The organism is Candidatus Methylomirabilota bacterium, from assembly GCA_036005065.1.
In the GTDB taxonomy this organism is placed as follows: Bacteria; Methylomirabilota; Methylomirabilia; order Rokubacteriales; family DASRDR01; genus DASYQW01.
The window spans coordinates 13,391-30,569 of record DASYQW010000061.1 but is presented as its reverse complement, the minus strand read 5'-3'; the positions used below and the strand labels follow the sequence as shown (position 1 = coordinate 30,569).

The window sequence follows — 17,179 nt, the reverse complement described above, 5'->3', positions numbered from 1 at the left end:
CTTCTCTTCGCACCACCGAGGGCCCACAGGTCCATCGTGGGCGTGCAATCCTTTCTATCCATCGGGATCGCATTTGAAACATTGCAACAACTCTCGGTAGCAAAGCCGATGCCGCCCATCGGACCGCGCAAGAGTGTCAGGCCCTCGCCGGAAGCGGCGTAGAAATTCCGTCACAGTGTCAGCACGCGAGTCAATGCGGCACGGCAAAGTCTGCAACGGCACTGAGTGCGCGCCCGGAATTTCATGATGGCCCGTCGAGCCTTGCCAGAAATACAAGCCAGCGGCGCCAGACGCGCAATTCCTGCCGGCGGAGCCTCCCACTGCCGCTCAGGCGGCGAGCCGCCCTCGGGCGTGAAACGGCGCCCCCGGGGAAAATCCCAACCCGAAGCCGCTGAGGCAGGGGGAGAAGGAAACGTGGAGGAGGGGCGCCGGGCGCCGCGATCTCAGGGAGCCGGGCCGGGTCGATCGAGGCCCGCGCCGCCGAAGCCGGCATCGGCGTGGCCACCCCGCTGGCTCCCGGGCAGAGCAAAGCCGATACCAAGTTCGGATCGGCCGACGCGGGAAGGAAGCGCCGTCACGATCCGCGTCACGGCGTGGTCGGGCCGAGACGGAACGGCGCTCAGGCGGCGCCGACGGGCCGGATGTCCGACCCCTCGGATCGAGCCCGCCGGGACGGGACGGCGGGACCGCTGGCGACGCGCGCGAGCTCCCTGCGAAGGCCGTCGGTCAGCCAGGTCGGGTGCTCGTCCAGGCGGGTGAGTGTCGAGACGACACGGCGGGGGGTGCCCCAGTCGCTCCACGTCACCCCCCGGACCTCGAGGACGCCGAGAGCTTCCCGGGAGTGCTCGAGAAAGTCGCGCGAGAGGTTGGCGGGAGCCGCCTCGGCGTAGGCCCGGGTGACCCGGGTCTCCTCGGCGGGCGTGCCGATGGCGTCGCACGCCAGGAGCAGCGGGCGGACGGTGTCCGGCATTTGCCGGGTGGCCAGCTGGAAGAGGTGGGCCACCTTGGCGACCAGAACGAGGGTGTTCCAGAGCCAGCCGGCGCGGAGCATGGAGCGGGCCCACAGCGCGGTGGGCTTCTCGACGAAGCGGCGGACGCGGCGCACGAGGCCGGCGCCACGCCGATCGAGCGCGTCGCCGGGCTCGATCCAGCCGTACTCGGTCTCCGGGTAGGATGGAAGGATGCCCAGGAGGACGATCGTCTCGGGATGCTGCTCCACCGCGGCCGCGGCGGCCGCGACGGCCTCCATGAAGCGATCAGCCGGGGTCACGAAGTGGTCCGAGGGGAACACGGCTATGGTGGCGCCCGGGTCCTCGGTCGCCACGTGGAGGGCGGGGTAGAGCACCCCGAGCGCCGTGCCTCGGCCCTCGGGCTGCACCACCGGCTGGACCCGCCCGCACTCGCCGATCAGCGGCTCGAAAAATCGCGCGTGTCCCCGGGTCAAGCTCAGCAGCTGGCGCTCGGGCGGGATGAGGCGTGCCACCCGCCGGACCGTGTCCTGCAGCAGCGTGCCGTGTCCCGTGAGGTTGCAGAACTGCTTGGGCCGGCTGTCTCCGGTGATCCACCGGGTGAGCGGCTGAAGCCGTATCCCCTCCCCGCCGGCGAGGATCACCCCCCAGAGGGCGGAAGAGCTCGGAGAATGACCTGAGGCGTGAGGACGATCGGTCGGGGGACCCTGCTGCATCTCCTGGCCTCCCCCTCCCGAGCCGGGCGATTGCTGAACCATCGACAAACCGTGTTCCAGTCAGTGTAGCAGCGCGCGAAAGGCTGTCAAGCGGAATCGCGAACCGACTGTATTACAATCACGACGATGCGGAGCACGGAGCTGCGCCGAAGAGCGGTCGCCGCGCTCGCCGGCGCGCTGGTCGCGGGCGTCGCGGCGGAGGCGCCCGCCGAGGTGGCGACGTGGGTCTGCCTGGCGCCGGCACGGCAGCGGGAGCTCCGTCCGGTCGTCCTGGAGCGTGCCCAGTGAGGGGACCCGGCTCCCGCCGAACGGGAGTCCGCCGCGTCCTGACCACCGCGGTCGCGCTCCTGGCCCTGGCGACACCGGCCGCCATCGCCCGGGCCCAGGCATCGGGCTCGGACCAGCTGGCGGAGGCGCGGGCCTTCGTGCGGGCCGGCAACCTGGAGGGCGCGCTCGCCGCCTACACGAGCCTCCTCGAGGGAACCCCGGATGACCTTGAGGCCCGCAAGGAGCGGGGCCGCGTCCTGGGCTGGCTCGGACGTCACCCGGAGGCGCTGGCCGACTTCGACCGGGTCCTCGCGATCACGCCGCGGGACGTCGAGGCCCGGATCGGGCGGGGCCGCGTGCTCGGCTACGCCAGGCGCTACGCCGAGGCGGAGGCGGAGCTTCGCCGGGCCCTGACCGATGATCCGCGGGCGGCCGAGGCCCTCCTCGCGCTGGGGGACATCCTGAGCTGGCAGGAGCGCTACGCGGACGCCGCCCGCGCGTACGCGGAAGCTCGGGCCGTGGCGCCCCAGGACCCGGCGCCGCTCCTCGGACTCGCCAAGCTCCGGCTCTGGCAGGACGATCTCGAGGGAGCCAGGACGATCTACGCGGCGGTGCTGCAGCTCGACCCGGGCAACCTGGACGCCATCGAAGGTCTGCGCCGGATCGCGGCGATCCCGCCCCCCCGCCGGTTCCGGCTGGACCTCGGCTACCGCTGGGAGACGCTCAGCGGTGGGCTCAGCGACTGGCATCAGGGCACGGCGCGCCTCACCGTCCAGGTCGCGAAGACGACGCGGCTGTTCGTGGGCCTCGATCAGTATCGCCGGTTCGATTTCGACGACACCCAGATCTCCCTGGGCGGCGCCCAGAACCTTCCGGGCGACGTGACGCTCTCGGGCGCCTTCACGTACGGGATCGACGCCGAGGTCGTCGCCCGCCAGGTATACGAGGCCGAAGTGGGCTACCGGCTGACCACCTGGGCCACGCCGCTCCTCGCCTACCGCCACTCGAACTATCCCGGGGGCGTCCGAGCCGACATCGTGACACCCGGCGTGGAGCTCGTCTGGGCGCCCTACCTGAGCGTTCGCGCGCGTTACTACTATGCCCACTCCTCCAACGCCGGCGACGGGAGCGCCGGCTCCGCGCAGGTGACGTTCATCCCCGAGGGGCCCGTGAGCGTGTACGTCGGCGGGGCGTATGGGCGGGAAACCTTCCTGGCCGGCACCGTCATCCAGGTCGTCCAGGCGGTGAACGTGGTGACCGTGTCGGCCGGCGTGATCTGGCGCATCACCGACTGGAGCGGAATACGGTTCGACTACGCGTACGAGGACCGGCGTGGCTCGTACACGAAACACGGCATCGGGACGACGCTCTTCGTCGAGTTCTGACCATGCGGTTCGGAATCGCCTACGGGGTCGCCGTGGGGTTCGTCCTCGCCCTCGGGCTCGGCGTGCTCCTGCTGTTCCTCCTCCTCGTCGCTCAGCGCGAGATTGCCAACCTCCTGGCCGCCTACACGCGGCGGCGGGAGCTGGTCCTGACTCCCTTGCTCCACCGGGCGCTCGACGATCCCGCGGCAACCCTCGAGCTCCGCCTCGCTTTCCGGCGCCTGGATCCCTTGGTCATCCGCGAGGTGTTGCTGCGCCTGGCCGCCGACCTGCGGGGCGAGGAGGCCGCGCGGATCGCCCGTCTCTATCGGGATCTCGGGCTGCTCGACACCGAGCTGGCCGGGCTCCGGAGTATCCGCCGGAGCCGGCGGGCCGCGGCCGCCGCGAACCTCGGCACGCTGCGGATCCCGGGGACGCTGCGGGCCCTGGTCCCGGCGCTCGCCGATGCGGCCATGGACGTGAGGATGGCGGCGGTGCGGGCCATCGGCGACCTGGGGACACGCGAGGCGCTCGCCGCCCTGGTGCCGATGCTGGGCGACCCGAGCCCGGCGGTCGCCCGGCAGGCGCAGGACATCCTGGCCGAGAAGGGCCGCAAGGTCGCGCGGGAGATTCGGACCTATCTCCGTCAGACGGGGAGCCGGCGCGGGCGCCTGGCGGGCGTCGAGCTCCTCGGCTGGCACCGGGCCCCCGAGGCCGTCCGGATCCTCCTCGAGCTCTGCCGGGACCCCGACCCTGAGATGCGCGTGAAGGCCGTCAAGGCGGCCGCGGCGATCGGGGACCCTCGCTTCCTGGCGCCGTTCCACGCCCTGCTCGAGGATCCGCAGTGGGAGGTCCGCTGCCACGCGGCGCGGGGTCTCGGCTTGCTCGGCAGCCCGGCCTCCGTCCCCGGCCTCCGCGCGCTCCTCGACGACCGGCACTGGTGGGTGCGCTACCACGCCGCGGTGGCCCTGGCCGAGCTCGGGGCGGACGGCAAGACCGCGCTCGAGGACGCCCGGGGGGACGTCCAGCCGCGGGTGCGGGACATGGCCCGCTATATCCTGGAACGCAGCGTCATCCCGGCCCTCCCATGAGAGCCGGCCCGGGCCGATACCCGTCGCGCCGGGTCGTCCTCGGTCGTCGGCGGGCCTCAACGTGAGCGGCTCGAGCTGGGGCGAGCTCGGCGGCCAGATCGCGCTGGCCTACAACCACCTCGTCCTCCTGTACTTCCTGGCCATCAATACCCAGTACCTCTGCCTGATGCTGCTCGGCTTCCGGGAGACGCGCCGCGCGCTGCGCGCCGCCCAGTGGCGGGACGTGCGGCGGCTCATGCGATCGCCCCTCACGCCGCCGATCTCCGTGATCGCCCCGGCCTACAACGAGGAGGCCAACATCGCGGAGAGTGTCCGCTCGCTCCTGATGCTGAATTACCCCGAGTTCGAGGTCATCGTGGTCAACGACGGGTCGCGGGACCGAACCCTCGAGATGCTGATCGAGCGATTCGGCCTCCGTCTCGTCCCCCGAAGCTTCGAGTACGCGGTGCCGTGCCGGCCGATCCGGGGCGTCTACGAGGCGCCCGAGTACCCGAGCCTCGTCGTGATCGACAAGGAGAACGGCGGGAAGGCCGACGCTCTGAACGCCGGCTTGAACCTTTCCCTCTACCCACTCTTCTGCGCCATCGACGCCGACTCCGTCCTCGAGGACGACGCGCTGCTCCGCGTCGTCCGTCCGTTCGTCGAGGACCCCGGGGTGACGGTGGCGACCGGGGGCATCATCCGGATCGCCAACGGCTGCGAGATCCACGCGGGCCGCGTGGTGGGCGTCCGCCTGCCGCGCCGCTTCCTCCCCCTGGTCCAGATCGTCGAGTACCTCCGGGGCTTCCTCTTCGGCCGCATGGGCTGGAGCGCGGTCAACGGCCTCTTGATCATCTCGGGCGCCTTCGGGCTCTTCGACAAGCGCGCGGCCATGCTGGCCGGTGGCTACGCCCACGACACGGTGGGTGAGGACATGGAGCTGGTCGTCCGGATGCACCGCCGGCTCCGGGAAGAGGGCGCGCCGTACCGCGTGCGCTTCGTTCCGGACCCCGTCTGCTGGACCGAGTCGCCCGAGACCCTGCGTGTCCTGCGCCGCCAGCGGAACCGGTGGCACCGGGGACTCATCGACACCCTCTGGCGCCATCGCCGGATGTTCGCCCGGCCGCGGTACGGCACGATCGGGGTGGTGGCCATGCCGACCTTCATCGTGTTCGAGATGCTGGGCCCGCTGGTCGAGCTGTCGGGCTACCTGATCGTCCCGCTCTGTTATGCTCTCGGCATCCTGGACACCGCCTTCATGCTCGTCTTCTTGACCGTGGCCATCCTCTACGGCATCCTGCTCTCCGTCAGCGCGGTGCTGCTCGAGGACATGGCGTTCCGGCGCTACCCGCGGATCCGCGACCTGGCCCTGCTCGTCCTCATGGGGGTGCTGGAGAACTTCGGCTACCGCCAGGCGACGGCGTGGTGGCGGGCCCGCGCGTTCTGGGATTACTGGCGCGGTGACCTCGGCTGGGGCCGGATGGAGCGGCGGGGGTTCAGCCGAACGTGAAGGTGAGGCCCGCCGACGACCGAGGACGACGGGCGGCGACGGGGATCGGCCCGGGCCGACTCCTGCGGCTGCCGAGCATCCGGCTCAAGATCCTCGCCGTCACGGCCATCATCCTGGTCCCGGTGGCGGTGCTGGGGAGCCTGACCTATGCCATGTTCGAGCGTCAGCTCGAGGCGTCCCGGCAGGTCCGGCAGACCCTCGAGGTCATCGCGCTCGCTCGCACCCTCGACGGTCACCTGCCCCGGATGCAGCAGGCCCTGTCCGACTCGGTGCTGGCGGGGCGTCCGAGCCGGCGCGACGTCGACGAGGGCTATCACGCCTTCCGGGGGGGACTCGGCCGGCTCGAGCCGGCCGTCTCCGACGATCCCGGACAGCGAGCCCGTCTGGCCCGGATGGGCACGGCGCTCGAGGAGTGGCGGCAGGGGCCGGCCCGCGCGTCCGTCGAGGCGATGGAGCGGGGTCAGGCGCCGCTCGCCGGGGGGCTGGTGGGCGAGTCCCGGCGCGCCATCGAGGCGCTCCGGGCGCAGATGGACGAGTTCGTCCAGGTCGAGGCGGGGCTGCTGGATCAGCGCACCCGGACCCACGAGGAGGCCCAGCGCCGGACCCGGTGGCTCCACCTGGCCGGCGGGTTCGTGGTGGTGACCGGCGGCGCGGCCCTGAGCCTCCTGCTCGGCCGCCGGATGACCCACCCGCTCACGTCGCTCACTCACGCCGTCGAGCGCATGGCCGCCGGCGACCTGTCCCGACCGGTGACGATCCAGACCGGCGACGAGGTGGAGCGCCTCGGCTCGGCGTTCAACCGCATGGTCACCGAGGTCACCCAGCGAGAGGAGGCGCTCAATCGGGCGCGGCGGGAGGCCGAGACCTTCGTCGAGGTCCAGCAGGACCTGGCCGAGACGCTCGACCTGATCCCCGTGCTCCAGAAGATCGCGCGGCACGCCCGGCTCCTCTGCCGGAGCGACCTCGCCTACATCGCGCCCGTCGACCCGCGCACGGGCGCCGCCCGGGTGGTGGCCCTCCTGGGTGAGCGGACCGCCGCCCTGCGACACTATACGATCGAGCCCGGCCGGGGACTGGCCGGCCGGGTGCTGGAGACGCGGCGCCCGATCCGGGTCGCCAACTACCCCGACGACGCCCGGGTCCACGACGCCCACACGGACCCCGTGTCCGCCGAAGCGGTCATCGCCGCCCTGGCGGTCCCGGTGATCCTGGAGCAGGAGCTGCTCGGGCTCATCTACGTGGCGAACCGGACGCCCCGGGCCTTCACGGAGCACGACGAGGCGACGCTCCTGCGGCTGGCGGTGCCGGCCGCCCTGGCGGTCCGGAATGCGCGGCTGGTGGGCGAGCAGGCCCAGGAACGGGACCTCCTGGCGGTGCGGTCGCGCGAGCTGGCGCGCTCGGAAGGTCAGCTGCGCGGCATCCTCCAGGCGGTGAGCGAGGGCATCCTGACGGTCGATGCCCAGGGGCGGATCACCTCGGTGAACCGAGCGGCCCAGGTCATGTTCGGCTACGCGGCCCCGGAGCTGGTCCAGCAGGACCTGCACCTGATCATCCCGGCCTCGGCCACCGCCACCGCGGCCTCGGGCCTGCAGACGACCAGTGTCCAGCGCACCGAGCTGGAGGGCCAGCGCAAGAACGGCTCGCGCTTCCCGATCGAGCTGAGCGTCAGCGTGGTGCGCACGGAGCACGATCACTTCTTCGCGGTGGTGGTCCGGGACATCACCGAGCGGAAGCGGGCCTACGAGGCGCGCTTCCAGCTGGCCTCCATCGTCGAGTCGTCGGACGACGCGATCATGAGCTGGCTGCCGGATCTCACCATCACCAGCTGGAACCCCGCCGCCGAGCGCATCTACGGCTACTCCGCGGACGAGGTCCGGGGGAAGCCCTTCGCGATGCTGGTGCCGCCCGAGCGGGCCGGCGAGATGCGGGAGATGATCGTGCGGATCGAACGGGGAGAGCGCGTCGAGAATTACGAGACGGTGCGCCTCACCAAGGACGGCCGGTCCATCGACGTCTCGCTCACCATCTCGGCGACGCGGGACGAGGCGGGCCGGATCACCGGCTTCTCGACCATCGCCCGGGACATCACGGAGCGCAAGGCCATCGAGCGCATGAAGGACGAGTTCATCGCCACCGTCTCCCACGAGCTGCGGACTCCCCTCACCGCCATCCGGGGGCACCTCGAGCTGGTGCTCGACGGCGAGGCCGGCCCGGTCACCGACATGCAACAGCAGTTCCTCATGGTGGCCAGCCAGAACACCGACCGGCTGGGGGCGCTCATCAACGACCTGCTCGACGTGGAGAAGATCGAGGCCGGGAAGATGCAGATCCGGCGCGATCCGGTCGACCTGGCCGAGGCGCTCCGGTCGGTGGTGACCACGTTCCGGCTGCAGGCGGAGCGGAAGGGGCTGTCCTTCCGCGACCACATCTCCGACCGGCTCGTGGTGGTCGGCGACCGGGACCGTCTGATCCAGGTCTTCGCGAACCTCGTCTCCAATGCCATCAAGTACACGCCGGCCGGCGAGGTCGGCGTCCGGGCCGAGCGGACCGACGGGCAGCTCGAGGTCGTCGTCCACGACACCGGCATCGGGATCTCGGTCGAGGAACAGACCCAGCTCTTCAGCAAGTTCTTCCGCAGCCAGGACACGGTGGTCCGCGACGCCGGCGGCACCGGCCTCGGGCTCGTCATCGCCAAGGGCATCGTGGAGCGTCACGGGGGTCGGATCAGCGTGGAGAGCGAGAAGGGGGTCGGCACGCGCTTCCGCGTGGTGCTGCCGTGACGCCGGGGGCGAACGGGCGTATGCTGGCCGAGGACCGTTGATGGCCAAGATCCTGCTGGCCGAGGACGAGAAGCAGATCGGGGACATGGTGGCGTTCAAGCTGACCAACAGCGGCCACCAGGTCCTCCGGGCCCGCGACGGCGAGGAGGCCCTCACCCTCGCCACCGGGGAGCGGCCCGACCTCGTGATCCTGGACGTGATGATGCCCGTGCTCAACGGCTTCGAGGTGCTGCGGCGGCTCAAAGCCGATCCGGAGCTCTCGGCCATTCCGGTCATCATGCTCACCGCCAAGGGTCGCGAGCGCGACGTCCTGGCCGGCCTCTCGGCGGGGGCCGTCGACTACATCGTCAAGCCCTTCAGCCTCAAGGAGCTGACGGCCCGCATCGACGCCGCCCTCCGCAAGGTCTAACCGGCGGACACCCCGACCACCGCCAGCCGGGCGTTCACCAGGACGACCTCCTGGTCGGGCGACCAAGCGCGGGCCCTTCTGGCTGCTCAGGTCGATGATGATGTCGTAGCTCTTGAGCTGGCGCCCGCCGATTTCGCCCACCATGCGCACGTCGGCCTGAGGCGCGAAGCGGCGCATCGGGTAGAGCAGCAGCTCACTGAGAATCTTCAGGTGCCAGTCGTCCTTCCGCATGGTCCAGAGCGCGTCTCGCGGCCGAGCACTACCGCCGGATGATCTCTGAGACCCGTCCTCGCCGGGGGCACGCCGACCCTTGCGGCCTGCCTCAGGACCGGGTATCGTCGGCGCGATCCGCGATATGGACCGTCCGGGGAGGCACTCGGGCGTGGGACGCGATGCCGGAACCCGCCGGCGCGTGCGCTACGCTGGCGCCCGCCGGGGCGGGGCGGCTCGGCGGGCAGGCCAGGCGCGCGAGGAGCGGCCGGACCGCCGGGGGAGCGGCCAGCCGGCCACGATCGCCTCCGCGGCTGAGATGCTCGGCCCAAGGGCAGCCGCCCTGGTAGACTGGGGCGGGCCGAAGGGACCCGTCGGCCTCGGGGCTCCCGCGGCGAGGGCCGGGCTGGCCGAGCCGCTGGGCCGGGCGCCCATCCTGTGTAGCCGTTCGAGCAAGGCCCTGTTGAGCACGTCGCGATCCGGCCGGATCGGGGATTGATGCAGGATGCGGCTGGGAGCGCAGGAGCGAGTCGTGAAGCGTGTCAAGGGCCGGTCACGCGGGTGACGCCACCAAAGATCCTCATCTTCGTCGTCGCCTACGAGGCGGAGTCGACGCTCGAGCGAGTGTTGGCCCGCATCCCTCCCGAGGTATTCGCGTTTCCGACTGAGATCCTCGTCATCGACGACTCGTCCGGTGACCGGACCTTCGAAGTCGGGGTCCGCTCGGCGGCGCGAAGCCGGCATCGCGTGACGCTGCTCTTTAACAACGATAATCAGGGCTATGGCGGCAATCAGAAGCTCGGGTATACCTATGCCCTGCGCCACGGGTTCGACTTCGTGGTCCTCTTGCACGGGGACGGTCAGTACGCCCCCGAGCGCATCCCCGATCTCCTGCAACCGTTGATCGACGGAAGGGCGGACGCCGTGCTCGGGTCACGCATGCTCACCAGAGGCGGCGCCCGGAAAGGGGGGATGCCGCTCTACAAATTCGTCGGGAACAAGATCCTGACCCGCACGCAGAACTATCTCCTGGGATCGAGGCTGTCCGAGTTCCATTCCGGGTTTCGCGCCTACCGCGTTTCGGCTCTGGCCCGCGTGCCGTTCGAGTACAACTCGAACCTGTTTCACTTCGACACGGAGATCATCATCCAGCTCATGCTGGCGCGCTGCCGGATCGAGGAGGTCCCCATCCCGACGTACTACGGAGACGAGATCTGCCGCGTGAACGGCCTCCGGTACGCCAAGGACGTCGTTCGGACCACCCTGGCCAGCCGGCTCCACGGCCTGGGCCTCCTCTACGACCGGAAGTTCGACGTCGAGGGACCCGGCAACCTGCATTACCGGGTGAAGCTCGGGTACCGCTCCTCGCATACCGTGGCCATCGACGCGGTGCCGGCGGGTGCGCGGGTGCTCGATATCGGCTGCGGTCCGGGCTTCGTATCCCGGGAACTGGCGAAGAAGAATTGCCGCATCGTCGGTGTGGACCGGTTCCCGCCCGGGCCGACGGGCGTCTTCGAGGATTTCCTGGTGCGGGACGAGCGAGCGCCCTTGGGCCTGGACCTCCGTGACTTCGATTACGTGCTGCTCCTCGACGTCATCGAGCATTTGAAGGAGCCCGAGCGGTTTCTGGAGGGCCTCCGGCGGTCGGCGGGAGGACGGAAGCGAGAGCCCAAGTTCATCGTGACTACGGGGAACGTGACGTTCTGGATCGTGAGACTGCAGATGCTGTTGGGGAACTTCAATTACGGCAAGCGCGGCATCCTGGATCTCACGCATACGCGGCTGTACACGTTCAGGACCTTGCGCGCGCTCTTCGAGCAGTGCGGGTTCCGGGTCGAGCGGCTCGGGGGGATCCCGGCGCCGTTTCCCGAGGCGCTCGGGTTGAACAGGCTGTCCCGTTTCCTGGTGTGGGTGAACGACATCCTGATCCAGGTGGCCCGTGGGCTCTTCTCTTACCAGATCTTCATGGTGGTGACGGCCACACCCACGGTGGACGCCCTGCTGGACGATTCCATGGCGGGCAGTCCGGTGAAGGCCGCGGCGCTCCGCCCATGAGCCAGGCTCGAGCTTCGGACGCGGGGCCGGTGAGAGTGGTCGGCCCGCCGCCGAACTTTCGGGCTCGCGGATGAGGCGATCCGTTCTCGCGGGGGCCCCCACGCCGCCGCTCTCCCGCTCGTCGCGGCAGTGTACTACCTCGTCCTGAAGGCGGCCGTCCGCCTTGGTCATCACCCCCTCATCTATCGCCTTCCCCTCGATCGTGGCCACGGTGGTGGCCGCGGCCCTCATGGGAAAGGTCGCCGGGCGCCTGGTCGGCCAGGCCTGGCTGGCCGAAGTGGCCGTCCTGGCGTTCGGCCTTTCCGCCAGCGCGGTCGACGTCGGCCTCGAAGTGCGCGCCTACGCGCTCGCCACGTGCCTGACCCTGCCGGGCTCTACTACTACCTAGACCTCGAAGAGTCGGGGTTCGCCGGTGCGAGGTGGCGGGCGCGCGGCCTGTTCGTCCTGTTCGTCACGCTGGCCCTGCTGACGCGCTACTCGGTCGTGTTCGTCCTGATGGCCATGGTTGTGGCGCCGGCGGTTCTCGCGGCCGTCGTCCCGGAGTTCCGCGCGCGCCTGGCTGGCGCGTGGAGACGGGCCCTGCCCGTCAACCTCCTGACGTTCGGCTGTCCCGCGGCGGTCTTCGGGTTCTTCTACGTCAACCTCGCCCGTCACGTCGTGGCCGGGATCGGTCACGTCCCCGGGTTCATTCCGTAGCCCGTGCGCGCTAACCGGCGGCGGTCTCCCGGGCCAGGCGGCCCAGCGCGCGCTCGAGCGCCACCGCGAGCTCGTCGATCTCCGCGTCCGTCATGGGCGTGGACAGGCAGCCGAGCCCGTTGGTGTTCACGAGCACCCCGGCCTCGAGCAGGTGGAGGAAGAGCCGCTCCATCCGCCGCTCGGCGGCCGAGTCGGGCGCGTCACGGTAGCTCCGGAGCGGCCGCGTGGTCAGGAGGAGCCGGAAGAGCGAGCCGTCGCCGGTCACCTGACCCGGCACCCCGCTCGCGCGGAACACCTCGCCGAGCCGCGCCCGCAGCCGGGCCCCGAAGGCCTCCAGCCGGTCGAACGCCGCCGGGTCGAGCGCGCGCATCGCCGCCAGGCCCGCCGCCATGCTGACCGGGTTCGCGCTGAAGGTGCCGCCGGAGGCGATCCGCGGCCCCCGCGTCCCCGGGTCGAAGACTTCCATCACCTCGGCCGTCCCGCCGGTGGCCCCGATGGGGAAGCCGCCACCGATGATCTTCCCGAACGCGGTGAGGTCGGGCTCCCCGCCGTAGCGACCCTGGGCGCCCGTGTAGCCGACCCGAAAGCTGATGACCTCGTCGTAGATGAGGAGGATGCCGTGGGCCCGGGTGAGCGCGCGGAGGAACGCGAGGAAGCCCTCGGCGGGCGGGATGAACCCCATGCGGTTGCTGAGCGGGTCGACGATCACCGCGGCCAGCTCGCTCCGATGCTGGGTGACGAGCTGCTCGGTGGCGTCGCGGTCGTTCCAGGGCAGCACCAGCGTCTCCAGCACCCGGTGCTTCGGGATCCCGCCCGAGGAGGGGACGCTGGCCGGGGCCTCGTCCGGGCCCCAGTCGGGCGACCGCGAGTTGAAGCTCACCTGGACGTCGTCGTAGTAGCCGTGGTAGGCGCCCTCGAACTTGGCGATGCGGTCCCGTCCCGTGTAGGCGCGGGCCGCCTTGATCGCCATCATCACCGCCTCGGTGCCCGAGTTCCCGAAGCGGATCCGCTCGAGCCCCGGCACCCGGCCGACCAGGAGCTCGGCCAGCGCCACCTCCTCGGGGCTGGACGCCGCGAAGGCGGTCCCGCGGGCGACCTGGCGGCTCACCGCCTCCACCACCGGCGGAAAGGCGTGGCCGTGGATCAGGGCGGTGAAGTTCCCGATGGCGTCCAGCCGCTCCACGCCGTCCACGTCGGTCACCCGGCACCCGGCCCCGAAGGCCATGTAGAGGGGGTGCGGGCGCACGTGCATGTTCGCCTTCGAGGTGCCGCCCGGGATGACCTGGCGGGCCCGCTCGAAGAGCCGCGCCGAGGCCGAGTCGGGTTCGAGGAACCGGTTCGTCATGTCGAGGCCTCCCTGGACACGCGGACGTCCAGCCAGCCGAGCGGGGTGACCACGGCCTGCTCGCCGTCCCGGACCAGCACCGTGGTCGTGGCCGTCTCGAACAGCGCCGGGCCCTCGACCCTCTGCCCGGGCGCGACCGCGTCGAGGTCGAAGACCGGCAGCTCGCGCCAGCCACCCAGGTAGACCCGCCGCCGGACCCGCGGCCGCGCCTCGGGGCGGGCCGGGAGCGCCGGCTCGGCGGGCAGGGCCGGGAGCACCCCGACCACCGCCAGCCGGGCGTTCACCAGGACGACCTCCTGGTCGGGCGCGCTGTAGGTGTAGAGCTCCTCGTGGCGACGGTGGAAGCGCTCGACGACCTCCTTCATCAGGTCGGGCGCGTCCAGCTCGACGCCCTCGAGCGAGACGCCGATCTCGAAGATCTGCTCGCCGTAGCGCATGTCCACCGACCGGGCGACCTCGACCGGTCCCTCGAACGCCTCGGCGAGCCGCCGCCGGCCTTCCGCTTCCATCTCGGCGAAGACCCGGCGCAGCTCGGCGGCCCCGATCCGCCGCACGTCCCCGATGTGGCTGCGGACCGCCTCGTAGCGGAGGTCGGTGGCCAGCATGCCCCACGCCGAGAGCACCGCGGCCACCCGCGGCACGATGACCCGGCCGATCTCGAGCCGGCGCGCCACGTCGGTCACGTGGAGGCCGGCGGCGCCGCCGAAGGCGAGCACGGCGAAGCGCCGGGGATCGACCCCGCGGCGGACCGAGACGAGGCGGATGCCCTCGGCCATGCGCGTGTTGACGACGCGATGGATGCCGTCGGCCGCCGCCATCCGGTCGGTGCCGAGCTTCCGGGCGATCGCCTCGACCGCCCGCTCGGCCGCCCGCACGTCCAGCCGGGTCCGGCCGCCGAGGAAGTTGCCGGGGTCGAGGTAGCCCAGGACCAGATTGGCGTCCGTCACGGTGGCGGCGGTGCCGCCCTTGCCGTAGCACGCCGGCCCCGGGTCGGCGCCCGCGCTCTGGGGGCCGACGTGGAGGATGCCGCCCGCGTCGACCCGCGCGATCGACCCTCCGCCGGCGCCGAGGCTCACGATGTCGATGCTGGGCAGCGCCACCCGCTGGCCCGCGACGACCTTGTCAGCCGAGAGGTGGGCCTCCCCTCCCTCGACGAGCGAGATGTCGGTACTCGTCCCGCCCATGTCGAACGGGATCAGGTTGCCCTCGCCGAGGAGCCGCGACGCATAGCGGCTCCCGGCCACCCCGCCGGCCGGCCCCGAGAGCACCGCGCCGGCCGCCAGGCGGATCGCGTCCGCGATCGGCGCGACCCCGCCGTGGGACTGCATGATGAGGACCGGGCCGCCGTATCCCGCCTCCCGGAGGCGGTGCTCGAGGCGGGAGAGGTAGCGCGAGAGGGCCGGGCCCACGTAGGCGTTGACCGCCGTCGTGCAGACCCGCTCGTACTCCTTGATCTGCGGGAGCACCTCCGAGGAGAGCGAGACGTACACGCCGGGCAGCGCCTTGCGGACCGCGGCGGCCGTGGCCCGCTCGTGCCGCGCGTCGCGGTAGGCGTGGAGGTAGCAGACCGCGATCGCTTCCACCTGCTGGCGCTTGAGGAGGCGCAGCGCCGCCGCCAGCGAGCGCCGGTCCAGCCGGATCGCCACGCGCCCGTCGGCGCGGATCCGCTCCCGCACGCCGAGTCGCCGCGCGCGCGACACCAGGGGGTCGGGGGCGGGCATGCGGAGGTTGTACCGGTCGTCCTTGAGCCCTTCCCGCATCTCGATGACGTCGCGGTGGCCCTCGGTCGTCAGCAGCCCGACCCGCGCGCCCTTCCGCTCCAGGAGCGCGTTGGTCGCCACGGTGGTGCCGTGGACGACTCGCTCCGTCTGCCCGAGGAGCGCCCGGTGGTCCAGACCGAGCGCGCCCGCCAGGAGCCCGAGCCCCTCCATCACGCCGACCGAGGGATCGGCCGGCGTCGACGCGGCCTTGGCCAGCACGACGCGGCCCGCTTCGTCCACCGCCACCAGGTCGGTGAAGGTGCCCCCGACGTCGATCCCGATCCGGTACATGGCTCAGCGCCCCTTCGTCCGCCGGGTCCCGCGAGACGTCACGAACCCGTTGGCGCGGTCGGCCGTCCGCGCCGCGGACGCGCGGTGGCGCGGGTCGCCGTAGCCGCCCCCGCCACCCGACTCGACGTGGAAGACGTCGCCGGGCCGGACCAGGATGCCGACTTCCTTGGTCTTGAGGACGCGATCGCGGCGGCCGCGGGAGCGGAGCCGGTATCGATGCGGGAGCCCGTCCCGGCCGCCGAGGATGCCGTAGGGCGGGTAGCGGACGCCGTCCCCGGCCGTGTTGGCGCGCGCCGGATCGCGGATCTCGACGGCCAGCTCGAGCACCGAGCCCGCGCCGCCGCGGTACCGGCCGGCACCCCCCGAGTCGGGACGGAACTCGTGCCGGCGGAAGAAGAGGGGAAAGCGCACCTCCGTCACCTCGACGCTCCCGAACTTGATGCCCCCCGCCGCCTGACCCTCGCCCGCGGCCGGCCAGCCGTCCCCGGCGGCCGAGGCGCCACCGCCCGGGCGGGCGTGGAACAAGTGCCAGATGAACGGGCGCCCGGTGCGCGGGTCCGTCCCCTGGATGGCGATCCGGAACCGGCGGCCCCAGCCGGCCAGCACGCGCTCGGGACAGGCCGGCGCCAGCGCCTTGATCACAGCCTCGGCGATCTCCTGGGCACAGTGGTTCGTGCAGAGGGTGACGGGCGCCGGCGGGTTGGCCCACACCACCGTGCCCGGCTTGGCGATGACGGTGAGCGGCCGGAAGGTGCCGTCGTTCTTCGGGGTGAGGGGGTCGATCAGGTAGGCCAGGGCCATCGCCACCGCCGAGCGCATGTTCGGGTAGGACGAGTTGATGAACCCGACGACCTGGCGGTGAGAGTCGGAGAGGTCGATGGTGAGGTCCGTCCCCTTCTTCGTCACCGTGGCCCGCACGTGGATGTCCCGGTAGAGGTGGCCGTCATCGTCCAGGATGGCCTCGCCCCGGTAGACCCCGTCCTTCCAGGTCGCGATGCAGGCCCGGGTCTGGCGCTCGGCGCCGTCCAGGATCGCCTCCACCGCGGCCTGCGTGGTCTTGGCGCCGTACTCGCCGAGCAGCGCCAGCAGCCGCCGCTCGCCGACGCGCGCCGAGCCGATCATCGCCGCCAGGTCACCGCGGAAGTCGCGCGGGTGGCGCACATTGGTAGCCAGCATGTGGAGGACATCCTCGCGCAGCGCGCCGGCCTCGTAGAGCCGGAGAGGCGGGATGCGGATCCCCTCCTGCCAGATCTCGGTGGCCCCGGGGTTGTAGCCGCCGTGGGTGGCGCCGCCGATGTCGCTCTGGTGGGAGCGGTTGATCGACCAGAAGACGAGGACGTCGTCGGCAAAGACGGGGACGAAGGCCGTGAGGTCGGGGAGATGGTTGTTTCCCTGGTAGGGGTCGTTCAGGAGGAAGACGTCTCCCGGCTGCACCCGGTCCCCGAAGAACTGCCGCACCGACTTGACGGCCCACGGGATCGCGCCGACGTGGATGGGGACGTGCTCAGCCTGGGCGCAGAGCCGCCCCTCGGCATCACAGAGGGCCGTCGAGAAGTCGCGGCTCGAGTTGAGGATCTGGGAGTAGGAGGTTCGGAGCATCGCCTCGCCCATCTCCTGGACGATGGCCTCCAGGCGGTGCTGGATGACGGACACGGTGATCGGATCGACGCTCGGATCGGCCACGGGATCCTCCTGGCGCGCGGTGAAATCGTTGCCGGCGGGGCGGCAAGCGGGTCCATCT

Annotated in this window: 13 protein-coding genes; 9 read left to right on the top strand and 4 right to left on the bottom strand. The window is 71.5% G+C overall.

The genetic code is table 11. The annotated features are described in order from the left end of the window. Nucleotides 1–619: 619 nt before the first annotated feature. Entirely contained in the window at nt 620–1,612 is a 993-nt protein-coding gene (locus VGW35_04365; protein HEV8306877.1) for a sugar phosphate nucleotidyltransferase, read from the bottom strand. Between the two features lie 198 nt (nt 1,613–1,810). Here VGW35_04365 and VGW35_04360 point away from each other — a divergent pair, with 198 nt between their 5' ends. From VGW35_04360 to VGW35_04320, 9 genes are all read left to right on the top strand, one after another. Further along, on the top strand, nt 1,811–1,972 hold the full coding sequence (locus VGW35_04360) for a hypothetical protein (protein ID HEV8306876.1): 162 nt from the start codon (nt 1,811–1,813) through the stop codon (nt 1,970–1,972). After that, nucleotides 1,969–3,336, top strand: a complete 1,368-nt coding sequence (locus VGW35_04355) for a YaiO family outer membrane beta-barrel protein (GenBank protein ID HEV8306875.1) — start codon at nt 1,969–1,971, stop codon at nt 3,334–3,336. The genes VGW35_04360 and VGW35_04355 overlap by 4 nt, the downstream gene beginning before the upstream one ends. Before the next feature lie 2 nt (nt 3,337–3,338). Beyond that, nucleotides 3,339–4,403, top strand: coding sequence for a HEAT repeat domain-containing protein (locus tag VGW35_04350; protein ID HEV8306874.1), 1,065 nt, complete (start codon nt 3,339–3,341; stop codon nt 4,401–4,403). A gap of 61 nt (nt 4,404–4,464) precedes the next feature. Continuing rightward, on the top strand, nt 4,465–5,892 hold the full coding sequence (locus VGW35_04345) for a glycosyltransferase (protein ID HEV8306873.1): 1,428 nt from the start codon (nt 4,465–4,467) through the stop codon (nt 5,890–5,892). Continuing rightward, nucleotides 5,889–8,672 (top strand): PAS domain S-box protein, encoded by a 2,784-nt coding sequence (locus tag VGW35_04340; protein HEV8306872.1) that lies wholly within the window; start codon nt 5,889–5,891, stop codon nt 8,670–8,672. Before VGW35_04345 ends, VGW35_04340 begins: the two co-directional genes overlap by 4 nt. A 40-nt stretch (nt 8,673–8,712) precedes the next feature. Further along, nucleotides 8,713–9,081, top strand: a complete 369-nt coding sequence (locus tag VGW35_04335; protein HEV8306871.1) for a response regulator — start codon at nt 8,713–8,715, stop codon at nt 9,079–9,081. A 771-nt stretch (nt 9,082–9,852) separates the two neighbouring features. Further along, nucleotides 9,853–11,346 carry a bifunctional glycosyltransferase/class I SAM-dependent methyltransferase gene (locus VGW35_04330; protein ID HEV8306870.1) on the top strand — a complete coding sequence of 498 codons (1,494 nt, stop codon included), beginning with the start codon at nt 9,853–9,855 and terminating at the stop codon, nt 11,344–11,346. A gap of 163 nt (nt 11,347–11,509) precedes the next feature. Continuing rightward, complete coding sequence (locus VGW35_04325) at nt 11,510–11,734, top strand: hypothetical protein (GenBank protein HEV8306869.1); 225 nt, start codon at nt 11,510–11,512, stop codon at nt 11,732–11,734. Further along, nucleotides 11,701–12,042 (top strand): hypothetical protein, encoded by a 342-nt coding sequence (locus tag VGW35_04320; protein ID HEV8306868.1) that lies wholly within the window; start codon nt 11,701–11,703, stop codon nt 12,040–12,042. Before VGW35_04325 ends, VGW35_04320 begins: the two co-directional genes overlap by 34 nt. A 10-nt stretch (nt 12,043–12,052) precedes the next feature. On the opposite strand, the gene VGW35_04315 is transcribed toward VGW35_04320, so the two are convergent. The 3 genes from VGW35_04315 to VGW35_04305 are packed head-to-tail and all read right to left on the bottom strand — an operon-like array spanning nt 12,053 to nt 17,121. Further along, complete coding sequence (locus tag VGW35_04315; protein ID HEV8306867.1) at nt 12,053–13,387, bottom strand: aspartate aminotransferase family protein; 1,335 nt, start codon at nt 13,385–13,387, stop codon at nt 12,053–12,055. Continuing rightward, nucleotides 13,384–15,438, bottom strand: a complete 2,055-nt coding sequence (locus VGW35_04310; protein HEV8306866.1) for a hydantoinase/oxoprolinase family protein — start codon at nt 15,436–15,438, stop codon at nt 13,384–13,386. Before VGW35_04310 ends, VGW35_04315 begins: the two co-directional genes overlap by 4 nt. A gap of 3 nt (nt 15,439–15,441) precedes the next feature. Beyond that, nucleotides 15,442–17,121: a hydantoinase B/oxoprolinase family protein gene (locus VGW35_04305; protein ID HEV8306865.1), complete on the bottom strand. Its 1,680-nt coding sequence runs from the start codon at nt 17,119–17,121 to the stop codon at nt 15,442–15,444. Nucleotides 17,122–17,179: the final 58 nt, after the last annotated feature.